Below are 19,073 nucleotides of genomic sequence, written 5' to 3' on the forward strand. Positions count from 1 at the left end.
AAACTCGGGACAAGCGTGTTCATGTGCAGGATTATAGCCAGCACGTATCGCCCAACCGGCGGCCAGGTACTCAACAATAGCCAGCCCACATTAGAGGGCATTACCCAATGGATAGCAGAACCCTACGCAACCTTATGCGCATTGTTCAAACCGGCTCCTTGTCGGCGGCAGCAGAGCATTCGTGTTTAACCGTGCAGGCATTGGCTGCGCAGTTGAACAAGGTCGAAGAACAGTTTGGTTTCAGGTTATTTCGTCGCTCCAACAAGGGATTGACCTTGACCACGCAAGGCACGGAACTCACGCCTTATATGGACAAGGTGTTGGTTGCCACGCGGCAACTTGAGGAAAAAGTAGCGGCGCTGAAGGTGCCTGGGCAGCGCACGCTCAAGGTGGCGCTGAACACCACGCTGTCGGGAGACTTCAATCGGCGCATGATCGGACGCCTGATTGAGGTGTTTCCCGACTATCAGCTGGAATTCAGCTACGCCGAGTCGATGGAGAACCTCAGCAAGCTGAAGAACGAAGACTTCGACCTGGCCGTGTTGATCGGCCCGCAGCAGCCGGGGTTGCCGAGCATTATCCTGCCCGAGGTCCAGGTGCAGGTGGTCGGCGCGCATTGCGGTCAGGAAAACGACCCGCTGGTGTTGCTCGGCAACAAGTTTCAGGTGCGTCCGGCAGACGATTGTCCGTATTCCCACAGCTTCTTGCGCTTTCTCGACGCCGGTCTCGGCAATTACGAGTCGGGCAAGCGGATGGTCTATTCCTGCAGCGAAACCCTGACACTGTCGTTGATTACGCAAATGGATGGCCTCGGCATGGTCTCGCGTGATGCGGCCCAACGTAACGGCTTGACCATTTTCCCCGGTTTCGAGGATGCCCTCGAAGTTCGGCTGGCGATCAATAACCCTGAGTTGTCGGGCCAGGCCTTGCACGATGTGGTCGACCTGCCGCTACATGAACGAGCCGAGCGCAATGTACGCAGCCGTTCCCAGCGCAACGGAGAGAAAGAGGTTTTTGCTGAAATACGCACATAACAACGTCGGAATCGCGGCATAAAACTCCGGGCGATCGAGCTGCACGTGCTGATCCTTGATCAACAACGGCGTGAGGCTGATTGCAGCGACGATCGCCACCGGCAGGTATTCCAGCGCCCGGGCGACGAAGGGCGGCCAATGGTCGGTGTTCACTTGCAGCGGCAATGCGCGCGGCAAGAAGGTCACGGCCATCATCAGCGCGACGACCAGAATCAGGAACGTTTGGTCAGGCATACGCCCACTCCACAGCCGACGAAAGTGGCGATAAACACGTTGAAGGGCGAGCTGCCGACCAGGCTCAGCGCGCCCATGCAGGCGACGGCGGCCAGTGCGGCGATGAGTTTGTTGCGCGTATTGCACAGCGACACCAGCACGTAGAGCATCATCGCGGTCAGCGCGTAGTCGAGTTGATATTTGATCAAGTGCGCCGCGTATTGCGCGCAAATCGCCCCCAGCAATCCTCCGAGCACCCACGAGGTGTGGCAATACAGATTGAAACCGATCAGGTAACGCACGTTGACCGGCGCGCCCTTGCCCAGTTTGACGCTGTGGAAAGCGAACGATTCATCGGTCAGCCCGCCCGCGTAACACCAGCGTTCAAGCCGACTGAGCCCCATCGCCTGCAACGCCTTGGCCATGTAGACCGACATCAACATGTGCCGCGCGTTGATCAGAAACGTGGTGAGGATGATGGTGGTCAGCGAAGCGCCGCTGGATATCAATGCCAACGCGGCGAACTGCGAAGCGCCGGCATAGACAAACAGGCACATGGCAACGGGCAGCCACACGGGCAACCCGGCATTCACTGCCATCAAACCGAAGACAAACGACACCGTGAAGTAACCCGCAACCACAGGGCTTGCTTCGGCGAAGGTGCGCGAAGCGTGCGGCTCGACCATCAGCGGCGGGTTGCTGGACGTCTCATTCATAGGTCCCTCTCAAATGTTCTTTCGCCGCGCGGTTCGCAAAAACCCTGGGCACTCCAAAAGCGTTGGCCGGCAAGGTTAGCATCGTCAACAAACAGGAACATGCGCAGCACGCCCACGCGTTTCATGTCGGCCGAGGCGGATTCGACCAGTCGTTGACCGACGCCCTGGCTGCGATACTCGGGGCTCACTGCCAAGTGGTTGATCGTGCCGCGACTGCCGAGCATTCCGCCCAGCACCGCGCCGACGATTTCGCCACTGACATCCAATGCGATAAACGCGGTGGTGGTCTTTTGCACCAGCACACCGCGCAGGCATTTGGCGTCCTGCCATTCACAGAAAGAGACTTCTTCGAATTGCCGAAAGAAGCGTTCAAGGCGCTGTGCATCCTTTGCCGTGGTGCGCCGCAGCATCACCGGTGCAGGGCACTCGGCGAGGCTGGTCACGGAGTTGTACTGTTCAGCGAACAATGTCGAAAGCGGTCCCGGGCCGCGAGAAAGAGATCGCCAGAATCTGCCGGTACGCCATGTCGTGAGAATGGGTATTGCGGGCAGGGGTCACGTAGTGACGCATGTCGCGATCGAGAAAGTAGGTGGTGTCGAGTATTTCCTGATAAGTCGTCGAGGCCAGGTGCTCTTGATTATCGGTGTCGTACAAACGGCTCTCTGCGCCGTCAACGTTATTGCGTCCCCAGAAGTGCACGCCGCTGAACGGATAACCGTCGCAGTGAATCCCTTCCGGGGTGATTTCCACTTGTTTGCCTGGCTTGATCTCGATGCGGATCTGATGAATCTGGCATTGCCAGATTTCGTCGTGCAACTCCGGCGGCAAGACGTTTTTGTACACCTCGAAATCCGTATCGATCAGGCTGCGCATCACCGGCGAATTGATAATTTCTTCGGAGAAGTCCTGGAAGTGCCGAACCATTCCACCGACATAGCTGTTGTTGGCTTTGGACTGGATATAGGCGCGGTGCTCAAGTTGCTTCAGGTCGCGGGTGACCGGGTTGTATTCAAAATCGCTGTAGCGACGATAGCGCATGCCCGCCTCGGACTGACCGTAGTAGCTGTCCGGCTCCATGTTTTCCCAACTTCTGGTCAGTCTGACGAAATCATTGAAATGACCGAAAAGATTGAAGTCAGCACCCCGGACATTGGCATATTTGTCACGCCGTAGAAATTCGCCCACTTCTTTGTTCAAAACGATCATTTTAAAAATCTCCGTGCATTTAGCTGCCTAATCTAGAGAGCACAGGATTTACGTCCATGAGAAAGAATTTGAGGCATATCAAGCGCTGCTTGAAACGGAGCATGACGTTGCTCGAATTCAACTTTTCATGATCGAAAATGACCGTTTTATGCGTTTTTCGACGGTTGTCAGTCAAAAAAAAACCCCGAACCAGTCGGGGTTTTTTTGAGTGAAAAACTCAATCGATCATCAGAAGACGTTGATCGGGTAATCCACGAACACACGCACTTCGTTACCGCTGACGTTGTACTCGCTGGATTTCTGCGACACACGCAGGATCGAGCTGCGCAGTTTCACGCTCAGGTCTTTGGCCGGACCGCTCTGCACGACGTACTTGAACTGGTTGAAGATTTCGCGCTCGGTGCCACCGTCGCTAGTGGAGGTGGTGATGTTGTCACCGCGCACGTAGGCGACGTTATAGCTCAAGCCTGGAACACCGAAAGTGCCGAAGTCCAGGCCGTAGCCCAGTTGCCAGCTGCGTTCGTCTTCGGCGTTGAAGTCGGACCAGTAGGAGTTGGCCAGCAAGATCGTATTGCCGCCGTCGCCGACGCGGCCTTGGTCTTTCTGGTAACCGCCATACGGGTAGCCCAGATTGCTGTCGCCGGTGCTGCGCTGGTGAGCGAGCGTGAACGAGTGCGGGCCGGTGACGAAGGTCGCTGCCAGGCTCCAGATCTTGTTGTCATCACCGGTCGCGCCGCTCTCGCGGACGTAGGAATCGTCCAGCTTGGTGCGGTAGCCGTTGAAGTCCAGGGTCAGGGATTGATCCTTGTCGATCGGGAACACGTAGTTGGCGTTCACGTATTGCTTCTTCAGCACGTCTTCGACATCGGAGGCGTACAGCGCAGCCTTGAACTGTTCGGTGAACTGGTAGCTGCCGCCCAATACGTTGATCGATTTCAGGCCGCCGCTGTCACGGCCTTCAGCGCTTTTGCGCGATTCTGCGGTGAAGCGACCGGCGTTCAGTTCCAGGCCTTTGATCTCCCGGGAGGTGATCAATGTGCCGGTGTAGCTTTCCGGCAGCAGACGCGAGTTGTCGTAGTTCAGAACCGGCAGGACCGGCATCTGGTCGCCGTAGGTCAGCGTGGTGCTGGAGAGACGGAATTTGACCGCAGCGCCACCCTTGGACAGGTCGTCAGCCGCATTACCGCTGTCGCCCTTTTTAAAGAAATCGATGCCTTGAGCGCCGGTGCGACCTTTGCCGCCATCCAGGCGCAGTGCGTACAGACCGAAGGCGTCCACACCCACACCGACGGTGCCTTGGGTGAAGCCGGACGAGTACGTGCCGATGGCCGCTTGGCCCCACTCGGCTTTGTCGGCTCGACCGTCCTTGTAGTCACGATTGATGTAGGCGTTGCGCAGCAGCACTTTGAGGCTGCTGTCTTCAACGAAACCCTTGGATTGGGACTGATCGTCCGCCAAGGCCTGTGTCGCGCTCAACATCCCCAGAGCGATCAGGCTGATTCGCTTGTTCAACATTTTGTTTTTTTCCTTATGACCGGTTGATACGCGCTGTGTCGAACGGCTGAAACGGCGCTATCGCACTCTTTTTTCACCCCAAAACAAAAAGGCCGCCCACGAACGAATCGGGGCGGCCTTTTTATTGTTTTGTCAGTCATGGCGGTTAGCCACAGGCGTTGGGCGCGATCGTAGCCGCGCCCCGAACACTGTGTCAATTTGATGAATGGCCTATAGACGGCAACCTGCAGACTCTAAATATCGCTGCTGCGACGCGGCCACAGATACTGAGTTAACACCAATCACTGTGGGAGCGGTGATCACTAAAAACCTTCGCCCATAAAAAAAGCGCCGCCTTCCCGGCAGCGCTTTTAGCAATCCTTTGTTTATTCTTCTTATCCTTCCATTACATCCCACAACGCTTCCAGTTCTGCCTCGCTGAATAAACCAGCAGGGTAACGCTCGATCATCATCCGGCGCGGATCAGGTTTTCTGATCTGACGCGTTCCATTGGACTTCAACCAGTGCGCCAGAACCTGGAGCGATTCGCTATTAATTGCCAGGGGATGCAACGCCCGCTCGCTCACTACGTTCATTTCGGCGTTCATTTCAGCGCTCTCTCCTGGTTCGTGAGCGGCTAACTTATCCAAGGTTTATGACAGAACATCGCAGTTCTCCCCCTCCCTGTTTCACATTCGTGGGAGATACAAGAGCTGTGCCAATGTTTCTGAGGTGTCGACAAGTGGATACAAAGAAGCCCGCAGTCCTGTCGGGCTGCGGGCTTGCTGATGAACGCCGTTGCTTAAACTGTGCGTGAGCGTTTTTTCAATCGACTCAAGCTGTTACAACCCCACTCACTCCTTGTGCGGTGCTGGCTGTTGTTGGGTAAGGCAGTGGATGTTACCGCCCCCAGTAACAGTTCGCGGCCCGGCACCATCACCACTTCGTGCTGTGGGAACAGCGATTGCAAAATCTCCTTCGCCGGACCGTCCAGCGGATCGTCAAAGCTCGGCGCGATAATGCCGCCGTTGACGATCAGGAAGTTCACGTAGGAACCGGCCAGACGAACGGTCGGATTGCGTTCCTGCGTGCCGGCCACCGGATCGACACCGGCGCACTCTTCCTCGGTCGCATAAAGCGGACCCGGAATCGGCATCTTGTGCACTGTAAATGGGCGACCTTTAGCGTCGGTGCTGCTTTCCAGCACCTTCATCGCGGCCTGGCAACGCGGGTAGTTCGGGTCTTGCGGGTCATCGGTCCAGGCCAGCAATACTTCGCCCGGACGCACGTAGCAGCAGAAGTTATCCACATGACCGTCGGTTTCATCGTTGAACAAACCGTCCGGCAGCCAGATGATTTTATCCACAGCCAGATTTGCGCTGAGCACCGCTTCGATTTCTGCACGGTTCATGTGCGGGTTGCGATTGCGGTTGAGCAGGCATTCTTCGGTGGTGATCAAGGTGCCTTCGCCGTCGACGTGAATCGAACCGCCTTCGAGCACGAAACCCTCGGTGCGATAGCGCGGGCTGCGCTCGATCTCAAGGATCTTGCCGCCCACTTGCGAGTCGCGATTCCACGGCGAATACAAGCCGCCGTCAAAACCGCCCCACGCGTTGAAGTCCCAGTTCACGCCACGGACTTCGCCACTGTTATTGATGACGAAGGTCGGGCCGGTGTCACGAACCCAGGCATCGTCGCTGGACATTTCGACGACGCGAATATTCGGCACATCGAGACGGGCGCGAGCGTTTTCGTACTGGCCGGCGGAAACCGCCACGGTCACCGGCTCGAAACGCGCGATGGCCTTGGCCACCGCCACGTGCGCGGCTTGCGCGGGTTTGCCACCCAGGCGCCAGTTGTCCGGACGCTCCGGCCAGACCATCCAGGTCTGGGTTTGCGCTGCCCACTCGGCGGGCATGTAGAAGCCGTCGGCGCGAGGGGTGCTGTTTAAAGTGGTCATGCGGTCAGGACTCCAGGGAACCGTCGAGGGTCTTTAGTGTGCCATACAGGTTCGGGCGACGATCGCGGAACGAACCCCACGCGCTGCGAATGTGCTCCAGTTCGTCGAGGTCGAAGCTCTGAACGAGCACGCCTTCCTCGGTCTTGTCGAGCTCCTGAACCTTCTCGCCGAACTGGTTGGCGATGAACGACGAGCCGTAGAACGTGATGTCGTAGCCGTCCTGCTCTTCGTTGCCGATGCGGTTGCTGGCGACCAGCGGCATCAAGTTGGCGCCGGCATGGCCTTGCTGTACGCGCTGCCAGTGGTCACGGGACGAAATGGTTTTGTCGTGTGGCTCACTGCCGATGGCCGTCGGATAGAACAGGATTTCTGCGCCGAGCAACGCCATGCTGCGGGCGCACTCCGGGAACCACTGATCCCAGCAGATGCCCACGCCGATTTTCGCGTAACGGGTGTTCCAGACTTTGAAGCCGGTATCGCCCGGGTTGAAATAATACTTCTCGTGATAGCCAGGGCCGTCCGGGATATGGCTTTTACGATAAATCCCGAGGTTGCTGCCGTCGGCATCGATGATCGCGATGCTGTTGAAACGGGCGCGACCGGCCAGCTCGTAAAAGCTGATCGGCAGCACGACTTGCAGTTCTTTGGCGACTTTCTGGAAATGCTTGATGGCGACATTGTCTTCCACCGTCGTGGCCAACTGCAGGTAATCCGGGTTCGGCTTCTGGCAGAAGTACGGGGCCTCGAACAGCTCCTGGATCAGGATGATCTGCGCGCCTTTGGCTGCAGCCTCTCGGACCAGTCTTTCAGCGGTCTCGATGTTGGCTTCAAGGTCCCAGGAACAGGCCATCTGAGTGGCGGCAACGGTAACGATACGACTCATGAATCATCTCCGGGCAAGTGCTTTCAGGTCGAAGGTGACATCGACCGATGACAGAACGGGCAGCACGGGCGTGATGAGTCACGCCGCGAGCAATGGCGACTTTATAGCCGATAAAAATCGGCTTTAAAAGCGATAACTACGCCTTCTGTCTAAAATTTAGCACTTAAACCCGATAACAATCGAATTCACACATATCCCCTTGTGGGAGCGGGCTTGCCCGCGAAGGCGATATTTCATTCAACATTGATGTCGACTGATCTACCGCTTTCGCGGGCAAGCCCGCTCCCACAGGGGAGGTGTTTACAGGCCTTCGGCGAGCACCTTCGACAGGGTGTCGACAAAGAAATCCACGCTCTGGCGCGAGGTCACCATCGGCGGTTTGATCTTGAGCACGTTGAGGTAATCCCCCGTCGGCTGCATAAAAATCCCCAATTCGCGCAGGCGATCACACAGTGCCGTGGTTTCTTCGGTCGCCGGTTCCAGGGTTTCGCGATTGCGGATCAGCTCCACGCCCAGGTAGAAGCCGGAACCATGCACCGCGCCCACCAGCGGATGAATATCGATCAGCGCCTCAAGCCGCTGCTTGAAATACCCGCCCACCACCTGAGCGTTTTCCCAGAGCTTTTCCTCCTCCATCACATCCAGCACCGCCATGCCGATCTGGCAACTGACCGGGCTGCCGCCGGCCGACGAGAAGAAGTAGCCCTCGGCCTCCAGCGCCTCGGCGATTTCCCGGCGGGTGATGACCGCACCCAATGGCTGGCCATTGCCCATGCCTTTGGCCATGGTGATGATGTCCGGCACGACGCCTTGCTCTTCGAAGCCCCAGAAGAAATGGCCCATGCGGCCGTAACCGACCTGCACTTCGTCCGCAATACACACGCCGCCCTGGGCGCGCACCATTGCATAGACCTGTTTCAGATAACCCGGCGGCAGCGAGATCCCGCCGGCGTTGCCGTACACCGGTTCGCAGATGAAACCGGCCAACTGGCGTTTCTGCTCGGCGATTTTCGCCAGGTTGTGTTCGACGCTGCGCACATAGTCAGGCGCGCTGTCCGGCCCACGGAATTCACCGCGATAGGTGTTCGGTGCGGTCACCGGATGCACCCAATCGGGACGGCTGCTCAAGGCTTTGGGGTTATCGGCAATCGAGGTCGAGACGGCGTCCGCGCCCACAGTCCAGCCGTGATAGGCCTCCAGCACGCTGAGCATGTCGCGACCGCCGCTGTAGGCCCACGCCAGGCGGATCGCCAAGTCATTGGCCTCACTGCCGCTGTTGACCAGGAACACCCGGTCCATGCCATCCGGCGACAACTTCAGCAAGCGTTCGGAAAACTCCGCCACTGCGGCGTAGTTAAAGCGCGAGTTGGTGTTGAGCAGCGACCACTGACGACTGGCCACTGCGGCCATGCGCGGATGACCGTGACCCAGCACCGCGACGTTGTTGAGCATGTCGAGGTAGGAGCGCCCCTGCATGTCGATCAGATGATTGCGCCAGCCGCGCTCGATGCGTGGCGGGTCGACGTAATAGTGTTTCTGGGTGCGGGCGAAACTGGCGTCGCGGCGGGCCAGCAACGTTTGCGAATCCAGTTCTTCTTCGGCGTCACACGCCAGCCCCAGCAGCGCCGCCGGTGATGGGCATAACGCTTGCCAGGCCAAGGCGCGAGACGGCGTGCAAAACAGCGGCGCATTCAAAGACGCGCCTCGACTCAATTGCACGATCAACGGCCCGCTGACCGAGCCCAGCACCTGGCCTTTGACCAGCGCCGCGCCGGAGTGCAGCGACGGAGTCACGCCCCATAAGCGCACGCTCAGTTGCGGACCGTCCAGTTGCAGCACACCTGCTGCCGACTGATGGACCACGCCGGCAAACGGCGATTCAACAGCCGTGCCGTGCGGCACTCGCAACTCTACGTGCAGCGGACAAGTATCGGGCTCGGTCGCGCTATCGGGCCGTGTACGGGACAACCGATACTGACCATAACGACTGGCCGCCAGGCCGTGAGTCGCCGCAGCCTCGGTCAATAAACGCTGATCAATCCCTTCCTGTTCCCAGTTACCGGCCTCGAAGTGCGGGCTGAGGACACCGAGATCGATCAAGGCAAACTCGCGCCCCACCAGGCTTGGCAACAACGGCGCAAAACCTTCGCTGCCGATGCTCGGCAGTGTCTGGCCAACGCACGTCAGAATCGCCGCTTCCATCAAATCAAGCGGCACCGACGTGGCCACGCGGAAAATCTCCCACTCGTGGGTCAGGTTGTCGCGGCTGTAATCATTGCCCGGATCAATACTGACCTGCTGCTCGCCACTGAGCACCAGCACCGCTGCGCGCGCAACGATCAGCGGCCAGAGCGCCTGCAATTCTTCATGCGTGAGCGGATTGACGGCGTGATAAGCCTGAACCGCCGGCAAGATATAAAACGGGTCGCCATCGGCGTGGTGCAGCAACGCCGCGCACGTCACCGATAAATCGGTAATGCGCCAAGTGCGAATCAAATCGCCGAAATCGATCACGCCCTGCAATTGCCACTGGCGTTGCGCGTCCCGTTGCCAGACCACGTTGTCATCGGTGATGTCCATGTGAATGGCCTGCACCGGCAGCGTGTTCACCAGCGGCTGCAAATGGCGCTGGGCCAACTCGGCGGCATCGGCGATCAACCGGCGTTGCGCGTCATCCTTGATCACCGGTAACAAATGACCGATCAGCGCATTGGCGTGGCGGGCATCCCATTGAAGGGTGCGCTCAAGGCCCGGATGCTCGAACGCCGCCAGCGCCAGGTCCATTTCGCCGCAGAGTCGACCAAAACCGGCCACCACGGCACCGGGCAGGTGATCGAGGTGTGTGAGCGACTGACCTTCGATGTAATCGAGCAGGCGCATGTGCACAGCCTGACCACCAACGTCCAGCGTGAGCAGGTCAGCACCATTTTTCGCGGGGATCACTCGCGGAACGTGAACATTGGACTTCTCACCCAAATGCTTGAGCCCGGCATGCTGGGCTTGCAACTCCAGCGCCGAGTAGTCGCCACGGCAGATTTTCAGGACAAAACGCCCCTGGTCGCTGTCGACCCGAAAGTTCAGGTCCTGCTGACTGCCCAGGGCCTGCAACCTGCCGCTCAACCCGTAATGCCCCTCCAGCAGCTCTAGCGCTTGCTCCGCAGACACTTGCGGGCTGGGCAAACTGGCGCGATGAATCAACGTGGCGAGCGGCATACAACGACCCCTGAAGTTTTATTAGTCGCTTATATCGCCATTGCTTGAAGCGTTACGCAACCCCCCTTTAAAAGCAGTCACCTCTCGCACTGGTTTGCACTTTGCGGGAGAATGCCGAGCATCAACGCCATTGCTGGAGAAACACCATGAATGTAGTCACCACCGACCTCCCCGGTGTTCTGATCATCGAACCCAAGGTATTTGGTGACGATCGCGGCTTCTTCTACGAGAGCTTCAATGCCAAAGCTTTCGAAGACGCCACTGGCCTGAGCACCACCTTTGTTCAGGACAACCATTCCCGTTCGCAGAAAGGCGTACTTCGCGGTCTGCATTACCAACTGGAAAACACCCAAGGCAAACTGGTTCGCGTTACGGCCGGTGAAGTGCTGGATGTGGCGGTGGATATTCGTCGCAGTTCGCCGCATTTTGGCAAATGGGTTGCCGTGCGTTTGTCCGCTGAGAACAATCGCCAACTATGGATCCCGGAAGGTTTCGCCCACGGCTTTGTGGTGCTGAGCGATTTTGCCGAATTCCTCTACAAAACCACGGACTACTACACCCCGTCGGCCGAGCGCAGCATCCGTTGGGATGACCCGGACCTGGCCATCGACTGGCAACTGGACGAAGCGCCACAGTTGTCCGGCAAGGATCAGAAGGCCGCTTTCTTAAAGGATGCCGACGTCTTTTCCTGAAATCCGGCCTGAACGTTAGCCACAAGAACGACTTGGCCCAAGGTGCGCAGACTGCGCCGTCAAGCCTAGGCATAATGCGCCTGTACCCACAGGCGCTCGATGCTCATGACTCCGACCCTCCCCCGCAGACCCCGCTGGCGTAGCCTCGCACTGCTTGCGCTGTGCCTGGCGCCGTTGCTGTGGCCGCTGGAACATCTGGCCGAGCGTTATTACCGCAGCGAATTGGCCGGGCAGAACCGTCAGACCCTCGACCTGTACGTCGCCAACCTGCTGGGCACGTTGCACCGCTATGAGGTGTTGCCACAGATTCTCGGTGATCTGCCGGCCCTGCGCGCGGTACTCGGGGCGCCAGACGACAGCGTCACGCAAGGCAATGCCAATCGCCTGCTGAAAAACATCAGCGCCCAGACCGGCGCCGAAGTCATGTACCTGATGGACACCACCGGCAAGACCCTCGCAGCGTCCAATTGGGACAAGCACGACAGCTTCGTCGGACGTAACTTTGCCTTTCGGCCGTATTTCAGCGAAGCCATGGCCGGGCGGCTCGGGCGTTTTTTCGGCTTGGGCACAACGTCGGCCAAACGCGGCTATTTCTTCGCCGCCGCCGTGCGTAACGGCGAGAAAATCGTTGGCGTGCTGGTGGTCAAGGTCGACCTGGACCACACCGAAAGCCTGTGGGGCAAAACCCCGGAACAATTGCTGCTGACCGACCAAAATGGCGTGGTCATTCTCACGTCGCGGCCTGAATGGCGATTCCGCTCGACCCGCCCCTTGAACGAAACAGAAAGCAAAGCGATCACCGCGATTCAACCGTACCCGACCCGCGACCCGAAACCCTTGACGCTCAATCCCAATGCCTGGCTGACACAGACGCAACAGATCGCCGAAACCGGCTGGAACGTCAGCATCCTCGCCCCGCGCACCCTGATCGACCGCCCGGTCCGAACGGTAGTCGCCATTGGCGGTGCAACGCTGTTGGTGTTGATGCTGCTGCTCGGCCTGATGATGCAACGACGCCGTCACTATCTTGAACGTATTGCCTTCGAAGCCAAGGCCCGGCGGGAGCTGGAAGGTCGGGTCGCCGAACGGACCAGCGACCTGGAAGGCCTCAACCGTCGACTGAAACAGGAAGTGCTGGAACGCGAGCACGCTCAGCAAGAACTGGTGCGCGCTCAGGATGATCTGGTGCAGGCCGGCAAGCTGTCGGCGCTGGGGACGATGTCGGCGAGCATCAGCCACGAATTGAACCAGCCACTGGCGGCAATCCGCAGCTACGCGGAAAACGCCGAAGTGCTGCTCGATCATCAACGCACCGACGATGCGCGCGGCAACCTCAAGTTGATCAGCGAACTGACTGGTCGCATGGCCTCGATCATTGCTCATCTGCGCGCCTTCGCCCGGCGCGATCGCCATGCGCCGGAAAGCGTGGCGCTGCAGCCGGCGCTGGACGATGCCCTGGCGTTGCTGGCCAAGCGCCGGCGCAGCATGGAAGTCGAGCTGATCCGCGATTTGCCGGCCGCCACGCTGTGGGTCGAAGCTGGGGAAACCCGTCTGCGCCAGGTGCTCGGCAACTTGCTGGCTAACGCACTGGACGCGCTGACCGAAAAAGGCCCGCCGCGTAAACTCTGGTTGAGTGCCCAATCCACCGCGGACGGCGTCACTCTGTACATTCGCGACAACGGCCCAGGCTTTTGCATGGAAGCCCTTGGCCGCGCGAGCGAGCCGTTTTACACCACCAAGACCCGCACACAGGGGCTTGGCCTGGGGCTGGCGATTTGCGAAACCCTGATGCGCGCCTTCGGTGGTGAACTGTCGTTCGCCAATCACAAGGAAGGTGGCGCCCTGATTACCCTGAAGCTGCGCGCCGGCGCACCGGGCGTGAGCCTGCAACCGTCCGAGGACCGAAGTGCATGACCATCGATAACCGCGTCCAGGTCGTGTTGATCGACGACGATCCCCATCTGCGTCAGGCCTTGAGCCAGACGCTGGATCTGGCGGGGCTGAAAATTCTCCCGCTCGCCGAAGCCAAAGGCCTGGCTGCACAACTGGAGCGCGACTGGCCGGGCGTGGTAGTCAGCGACATCCGCATGCCCGGCATGGACGGTCTCGAACTGCTGAGCGAACTGCATGCCCAGGACCCGGAGCTGCCGGTGCTGCTGATCACCGGCCACGGCGATGTGCCGCTGGCGGTACAAGCGATGCGCGCCGGGGCTTATGACTTCCTCGAAAAACCCTTCGCCAGCGATGCCCTGCTCGACAGCGTGCGCCGCGCATTGGCCCTGCGCCGACTGGTGCTGGATAACCGCAGCCTGCGTCTGGCCCTCAGCGACCGCAATGAACTGAGCACCCGACTGGTCGGGCAGTCGGCGCAAATGTTGCGCCTGCGCGAGCAGATCGGCGCGCTCGCGGCTACCAGGGCTGACGTCTTGATCCTCGGCGAAACCGGTGCCGGTAAAGAAGTCGTCGCCCGGGCGCTGCACGATTTGTCGAACCGCCGTAGTGGTCCGTTCGTAGCGATCAATGCCGGGGCGCTGGCCGAATCGGTGGTGGAAAGCGAACTGTTCGGGCATGAGCCTGGCGCGTTCACCGGCGCGCAGAAACGCCGCATCGGCAAGTTCGAATTCGCCAATGGCGGCACGCTGTTTCTCGATGAAATCGAAAGCATGAGCCTCGACGTGCAAGTGAAGTTGCTGCGCTTGCTGCAAGAGCGGGTGGTCGAACGTCTGGGCGGCAATCAATTGATCCCGCTGGACATCCGCATCATCGCAGCGACCAAGGAAGACCTGCGCCAGGCCGCCGATCAGGGACGCTTCCGCGCCGACTTGTATTACCGCCTGAACGTCGCGCCGCTGCGTATTCCGCCGCTGCGCGAGCGGGGTGAAGACGCGCTGATGCTGTTCCAGCACTTTGCCGACGAAGCCAGCGCCCGCCACGGCTTGCCACCCCACGAACTGCAACCGGGGCAACGCGCCTTGCTGCTGCGCCATAGCTGGCCAGGTAACGTACGCGAACTGCAAAACGCCGCCGAACGCTTTGCCCTGGGCCTGGAGTTGGCGCTTGACAACAGCGCACCCGAGGGCGCTACCGGCATGACCGTCGACGTGGTCAGTGGCGGTCTGAGCGAGCAAGTGGAAAACTTCGAGAAAAGCCTGATCGCCGCCGAACTGGCGCGCTCTCACAGCTCGGTGCGTAGCCTTGCCGAAGCACTCGGCATTCCGCGCAAAACCTTGCACGACAAACTGCGCAAGCATGGCCTGAATTTCGCCGACGGCGGCGCCAGCAGCCACACCGACGAACTCGATTGAGCTACCGTCCAATCATCATTTTCAAACAAGAGATCAATGCATGAGCCGCGACAGTCGTCACCTGGAATCAGTTCTCCATCACGACATTCCCCTGACGCGGGCCATGGGCATCAAAGTGCTCGACTGGCACGATCAGCAATTGCGCCTGTACTTGCCGCTGGACGCCAACGTCAACCACAAGAGCACCATGTTTGGCGGCAGCCTGTATTGCGGCGCCGTGTTGGCGGGCTGGGGCTGGCTGCATTTGCGTTTGCATGAAGAAGGGATCAAAGACGGGCACATCGTGATTCAGGAAGGGCAAATCAACTACCCATTGCCGGTGACCATGGACGCAACGGCAATTTGCCAGGCACCGAGCGCGGCAGTGTGGAAGAAGTTTCTGGCGATGTATCAGCGTTATGGACGGGCGCGATTGACGCTGCATTCGCGGATCGTCAACGCTGACAGTGATGACGATGCCGTGACGTTTACCGGGCAGTACGTGTTGCACAGGTAGATTAAAAGATCGCAGCCTCGTTTCACTCGACAGCTCCTACAGAGAAACACGTCACCTGTAGGAGCTGTCGAGTGAAACGAGGCTGCGATCTTTAGATCTTCAAGCCCGCGCCAACTCCAACAATTTTTGCCGCCAGGCAGCCTTGGCCGGCAGCGCCAAAAAGAACTCATTCAGCAACGATTCCCGCGCCGGATAACAGAACGGCGCCCCGCTCAGATCCAACACCTCACCGCCCGCCCCTTCCAATACCCCTTGAGCGGCAGCCGTGTCCCACTGCGAAGTCGGCGCCAGTCGCGGATAACAATCCGCCGCCCCTTCCGCCAGCAGGCAAAACTTCAGCGAACTACCGATATTGGCCAGTTGCAGCTCACCCAGACTGGCGCTCAACCCGGCGAGCAAGCGTTCTTGCTCGGGACTTGAATGACGGCGACTGGCAACCACGGTAAAGGCTTCACCCGCCGCTAGCACTTCGCGAACCTGAATGGGCAGCGGCTCTGCATCTTTATCGCCACGCCAGGCGCCCAAACCGGCGCCACCGACGTAAAAGCGCCCGTTGGTGGGCATCGACACCACGCCGAACACCACTCGACCTTGTTCGATCAGGGCAATGTTGACGGTGAACTCTTCACTGCCGGAAATGAACTCCTTGGTGCCGTCCAGCGGATCGACCAGCCACCAGCGCTGCCATCCAGCGCGCACGCTCAGGGGAATATTGGAGTCTTCTTCAGACAGCACGGGAATGCTTGGGTCCAGCGCGGTCAGCCCGGCGAGGATCAGGTGATGAGCCGCCAGGTCCGCGGCAGTCACCGGCGAGTCGTCAGCCTTGGCCGTCACGGCAGTCCCGGTGCGCCAGAACGGCAGGATCGCTTCGCCAGCTTTCAATGCCAGTTCCACGACCGGCGCCATCAATGGATGCGGAAAATTCATGGCAGGAACACTCCGCGCTGGGTCAACAGGTCACGGGTGAGGTACAGCGCCGCCAAGGCCCGGCCCTCCGTGAATCGTGGGTTTTGCGCCAGGGACGACAATTCACGCAGGTTGATCTTGTCCACACCCATCGGCTCGGGCTCGTCGCCCTCAAGGCGCTCTTCGTACAGATCGGTGGCGAGCACCACCTGGATCTTCTGGCTCATGTAACCAGGCGACAGTGACAGCTCAGTCAGATGCTCCAGCTGCCGCGCGCCATACCCGGCCTCTTCCTTGAGCTCGCGCTCGGCCGCCGCCAGCACATCTTCACCCGGCTCGATCAGGCCTTTGGGCAAGGACAGCTCGTATTCATCGGTGCCACCGCAATACTCTTCGATCAGTACCGCGTGATCGGCATCGAGCATCGCCACGATCATCACTGCGCCATACCCGGCACCTTTGCCGACCAAACGCTCGTAGGTGCGCTCCACGCCATTGGAAAAGCGCAGCTTGAGCTCCTCGACACAGAATAAACGGCTGGTGGCGACGATCTCGCGAGCGAGTACGGTGGGTTTCTGGCGCATGAAAGGCTCCTTGGCGTAAGCGGGTTACTATACCCGGCCTATCCTGATTGTTGACCTCGGATATCTTTTTTACCGTCTGGAGAAGTTTTTTATGTCCCTGCTGCCCTGGCGCGACATCGACACCGTTCTGCTGGATATGGACGGCACGCTGCTGGACCTGCACTACGACAACCATTTCTGGATGGAACACCTGCCACAGCGTTACGCCGAGTTGCACGGGGTGAGCCGGGCCATGGCCGAGATGGAATTACAGCCGCTGTTCGAACGCAATGCTGGCCAGTTGCAGTGGTATTGCCTGGATTTCTGGAGCGTTGAACTGAAGTTGCCGGTGCGCGAACTGAAACTGGAGACCGCGCATCTCATTGCCCTGCGCCCGGACGCGGATACGTTTCTGGCGGCAATCAAAAAGGCCGGCAAGCGTGTGGTGATGATCACCAATGCGCACCGCGACTCGCTGTCATTGAAGCTGGAACGGATTGAACTGGCGCCGTACTTCGAGCGGTTGATCAGCTCGCATGATTACGGTTTTCCCAAGGAGCATCCACAGTTCTGGGAAGCATTGCAGGCCGATATCGACTTCGATCCGGCGCGCAGTCTGTTTATCGACGATACGTTGCCGATCCTGCGCAGCGCACGCGGTTTTGGCGTAGCGCATCTGTTGGCTGTGAGCGAGCCGGACAGTCGCAAGGGGCCGAAGGACACGGCGGAGTTTGCGGCGGTTGGGGATTATCGTGAGTTGATTGCAGGGCTTTAAATCGAGTGCCTGCATCGCGGGCAAGCCACGCTCCCACAGGGTTTGCGTCGTACACAACCTGTGGGAGCGGGCTTGCCCGCGATTGCCATCACACGGTCTCGAGGATTACTCAGGAATCCGCAACGACTGCCCCGGATAGATCTTGTTCACATCCTTGAGCATCGGCTTGTTGGCCTCGAAGATTTTTTGATACTTGTTGGCATCGCCATACACGCGCAAGGAAATAGCGCTGAGGGTGTCGCCCTTCACGACGGTGACAAACTTTGCGGCCACTACCACCGGTCCGGTCACGGTAATCTGATCGTCGACGCTGCCAACACCGGCGATATTGCCCACCGCCAGCAGAATCTTTTCCTTCTCTTCCTGACTGCCAACTTCACCGGTGACAGTGACTTTGTCGCCGTCCACGGTAGCCTGCACATTCGGGTTACCCAGGCCGACCTTGCTGATGTGTTCCTTCAACTGCTCACTGGCATTGGCGTTGCCCGGTGTCAGTAAATCGATAAGTTTTTCGCCTGCTTCTTTCACAAAGCTAAAAATACTCATGGTGCTCTCTCCTTGGGTTTTTGATTCCAGACGCAAAAGCCTAGACCAAGGTTGCAGCACACGGTTCCCACCCGACCAATGACGCCGGTTGCACCCAAGCGCTAGAATCCAGACCTTCCCGTGCCTTGGAGCGAAGATGGACATCAAGCAGCTGAAATTCCTCATCGCCCTCGACGAAACCCGCCATTTCGGTCAGGCCGCCGCGCGCTGCCACATCACACAGCCGACCCTGTCCATGCGCCTGCGCAGCCTCGAAGAAGAGCTCGACTTGCCGTTGGTCAATCGCGGCCAGCGCTTCGAAGGTTTCACCGCACCGGGCGAGCGAGTGCTGGCCTGGGCTCGCACCGTGCTGGCGGCTTACGATGGCTTGCAGGCCGAGGCCGCTGCGTGTCGCGGCAATCTGGTGGGTACGTTGCGGCTGGGCGTGGTGCCGCTGTCGAGTTTCGATCCGCTGGCGTTAATGCAACGGCTACACACCGAACACCCGAACCTGCGCTTTGAACTCTCGTCCCTGAGCTCCGAACAGATCCTCGAACAACTGTCAAACAACCGCATCGACCTTGCCGTCTCGTACCTGGAACGCCTGGACGGTGAGCGTTTCGACTCAGTGGCCTTCAGCGAAACCCACATGGGCCTGCTCTACGATCAACGCTTCTTCAGCTTCGGCGAGGCACCGCTGAGTTGGGAGTCGTTGATCGAGCTGCCATTGGGCATGCTCACCAGCGGCATGCATTTTCGCCAATCCATCGACCATAACTTCCACAGCCGTGGCCTGGTGCCGCAACCGTTATTGCAAACCGATGCCGTCCACCAGTTGTTACAAGCGGTGCACGGGGGCTTCTGTTGCGCGGTGATGCCGTTGGACGGAGGACTCGAAAACCTCACCGATCATTTGCGCCTGCAACCCATCGAAAACGCGCAAACCCTTGCCAGGCTTGGTCTGATCATGCGTCGCAGTGCCCCGCGTTCGGCGTTGGCAGAAGCTTGTTTTGCGCTGTATCAGAAATCGCGGACAGACTCTTGATCGACGCCATCTATCGGTAGATCAGTAATAGCGATTAGACGCGACCT

General features: G+C 59.2%; 18 protein-coding genes and 1 pseudogene. 7 read left to right on the forward strand and 12 right to left on the reverse strand.

The genetic code is table 11. The annotated features are described in order from the left end of the window. The first annotated feature begins 107 nt into the window (after positions 1-107). Positions 108-1,034, forward strand: coding sequence for a LysR family transcriptional regulator (locus BLQ41_RS03390; protein WP_090176870.1), 927 nt, complete (start codon positions 108-110; stop codon positions 1,032-1,034). On the opposite strand, the gene BLQ41_RS03395 is transcribed toward BLQ41_RS03390, so the two are convergent. The 9 genes and pseudogenes from BLQ41_RS03395 to BLQ41_RS03435 form a co-directional block, all read right to left on the reverse strand. Then, positions 951-1,268, reverse strand: coding sequence for an AzlD domain-containing protein (locus BLQ41_RS03395; RefSeq protein ID WP_090176872.1), 318 nt, complete (start codon positions 1,266-1,268; stop codon positions 951-953). The two genes, BLQ41_RS03390 and BLQ41_RS03395, sit on opposite strands and share 84 nt — an antisense overlap. Next, positions 1,247-1,963 (reverse strand): AzlC family ABC transporter permease, encoded by a 717-nt coding sequence (locus tag BLQ41_RS03400; RefSeq protein WP_090176875.1) that lies wholly within the window; start codon positions 1,961-1,963, stop codon positions 1,247-1,249. Before BLQ41_RS03400 ends, BLQ41_RS03395 begins: the two co-directional genes overlap by 22 nt. Further along, complete coding sequence (locus BLQ41_RS03405; protein WP_090188356.1) at positions 1,960-2,373, reverse strand: GNAT family N-acetyltransferase; 414 nt, start codon at positions 2,371-2,373, stop codon at positions 1,960-1,962. The genes BLQ41_RS03400 and BLQ41_RS03405 overlap by 4 nt, the downstream gene beginning before the upstream one ends. A 46-nt stretch (positions 2,374-2,419) precedes the next feature. Further along, entirely contained in the window at positions 2,420-3,169 is a 750-nt protein-coding gene (locus BLQ41_RS03410; RefSeq protein ID WP_090176878.1) for a 2OG-Fe dioxygenase family protein, read from the reverse strand. Between the two features lie 228 nt (positions 3,170-3,397). Then, entirely contained in the window at positions 3,398-4,684 is a 1,287-nt protein-coding gene (locus BLQ41_RS03415) for an OprD family porin (RefSeq protein ID WP_090176881.1), read from the reverse strand. A 374-nt stretch (positions 4,685-5,058) separates the two neighbouring features. Continuing rightward, positions 5,059-5,271, reverse strand: a complete 213-nt coding sequence (locus tag BLQ41_RS03420; protein WP_090176883.1) for a hypothetical protein — start codon at positions 5,269-5,271, stop codon at positions 5,059-5,061. A 246-nt stretch (positions 5,272-5,517) separates the two neighbouring features. Beyond that, positions 5,518-6,623: pseudogene (gene aguA, locus BLQ41_RS03425) on the reverse strand (agmatine deiminase). A 4-nt stretch (positions 6,624-6,627) separates the two neighbouring features. Further along, positions 6,628-7,506 carry an N-carbamoylputrescine amidase gene (gene aguB / locus BLQ41_RS03430; RefSeq protein ID WP_090176886.1) on the reverse strand — a complete coding sequence of 293 codons (879 nt, stop codon included), beginning with the start codon at positions 7,504-7,506 and terminating at the stop codon, positions 6,628-6,630. A 300-nt stretch (positions 7,507-7,806) separates the two neighbouring features. After that, the gene (locus BLQ41_RS03435) at positions 7,807-10,719 is read right to left on the reverse strand and encodes an aminotransferase (protein WP_090176889.1); all 2,913 of its coding nucleotides are present in this window, start codon (positions 10,717-10,719) and stop codon (positions 7,807-7,809) included. A gap of 146 nt (positions 10,720-10,865) precedes the next feature. Between BLQ41_RS03435 and rfbC the strand changes: the two genes are divergently transcribed. The 4 genes from rfbC to BLQ41_RS03455 all read left to right on the forward strand — a co-directional run bounded on the left by rfbC (position 10,866) and on the right by BLQ41_RS03455 (position 15,212). After that, the gene (rfbC, locus tag BLQ41_RS03440; RefSeq protein ID WP_090176891.1) at positions 10,866-11,411 is read left to right on the forward strand and encodes a dTDP-4-dehydrorhamnose 3,5-epimerase; all 546 of its coding nucleotides are present in this window, start codon (positions 10,866-10,868) and stop codon (positions 11,409-11,411) included. A 105-nt stretch (positions 11,412-11,516) separates the two neighbouring features. Continuing rightward, a complete protein-coding gene (locus BLQ41_RS03445; RefSeq protein WP_090176894.1) occupies positions 11,517-13,325 on the forward strand; it encodes a sensor histidine kinase in 1,809 nt (602 codons plus the stop codon). After that, complete coding sequence (locus BLQ41_RS03450) at positions 13,322-14,716, forward strand: sigma-54-dependent transcriptional regulator (RefSeq protein WP_090176897.1); 1,395 nt, start codon at positions 13,322-13,324, stop codon at positions 14,714-14,716. The genes BLQ41_RS03445 and BLQ41_RS03450 overlap by 4 nt, the downstream gene beginning before the upstream one ends. Before the next feature lie 40 nt (positions 14,717-14,756). Then, positions 14,757-15,212, forward strand: coding sequence for a thioesterase domain-containing protein (locus tag BLQ41_RS03455; protein ID WP_090176900.1), 456 nt, complete (start codon positions 14,757-14,759; stop codon positions 15,210-15,212). A 99-nt stretch (positions 15,213-15,311) separates the two neighbouring features. Here BLQ41_RS03455 and cysQ read toward each other — a convergent pair whose 3' ends face one another. Together cysQ and nudE are read right to left on the reverse strand one after the other, a co-directional pair. Further along, positions 15,312-16,139 carry a 3'(2'),5'-bisphosphate nucleotidase CysQ gene (gene cysQ, locus BLQ41_RS03460; RefSeq protein ID WP_090176902.1) on the reverse strand — a complete coding sequence of 276 codons (828 nt, stop codon included), beginning with the start codon at positions 16,137-16,139 and terminating at the stop codon, positions 15,312-15,314. Further along, positions 16,136-16,702 carry an ADP compounds hydrolase NudE gene (nudE, locus tag BLQ41_RS03465; protein ID WP_090176905.1) on the reverse strand — a complete coding sequence of 189 codons (567 nt, stop codon included), beginning with the start codon at positions 16,700-16,702 and terminating at the stop codon, positions 16,136-16,138. The genes cysQ and nudE overlap by 4 nt, the downstream gene beginning before the upstream one ends. Before the next feature lie 91 nt (positions 16,703-16,793). Between nudE and yrfG the strand changes: the two genes are divergently transcribed. Beyond that, on the forward strand, positions 16,794-17,456 hold the full coding sequence (yrfG, locus tag BLQ41_RS03470; RefSeq protein ID WP_090176908.1) for a GMP/IMP nucleotidase: 663 nt from the start codon (positions 16,794-16,796) through the stop codon (positions 17,454-17,456). A gap of 105 nt (positions 17,457-17,561) precedes the next feature. On the opposite strand, the gene lysM is transcribed toward yrfG, so the two are convergent. Next, positions 17,562-18,002 carry a peptidoglycan-binding protein LysM gene (gene lysM, locus BLQ41_RS03475; RefSeq protein ID WP_090176912.1) on the reverse strand — a complete coding sequence of 147 codons (441 nt, stop codon included), beginning with the start codon at positions 18,000-18,002 and terminating at the stop codon, positions 17,562-17,564. 136 nt (positions 18,003-18,138) lie between these two features. Here lysM and BLQ41_RS03480 point away from each other — a divergent pair, with 136 nt between their 5' ends. Then, positions 18,139-19,026: a LysR family transcriptional regulator gene (locus tag BLQ41_RS03480; RefSeq protein ID WP_090176914.1), complete on the forward strand. Its 888-nt coding sequence runs from the start codon at positions 18,139-18,141 to the stop codon at positions 19,024-19,026. The last annotated feature ends 47 nt before the right edge of the window (positions 19,027-19,073 follow it).

It is taken from the genome of Pseudomonas arsenicoxydans (genome assembly GCF_900103875.1).
GTDB classification, from domain to species: domain Bacteria; phylum Pseudomonadota; class Gammaproteobacteria; order Pseudomonadales; family Pseudomonadaceae; genus Aquipseudomonas; species Aquipseudomonas arsenicoxydans.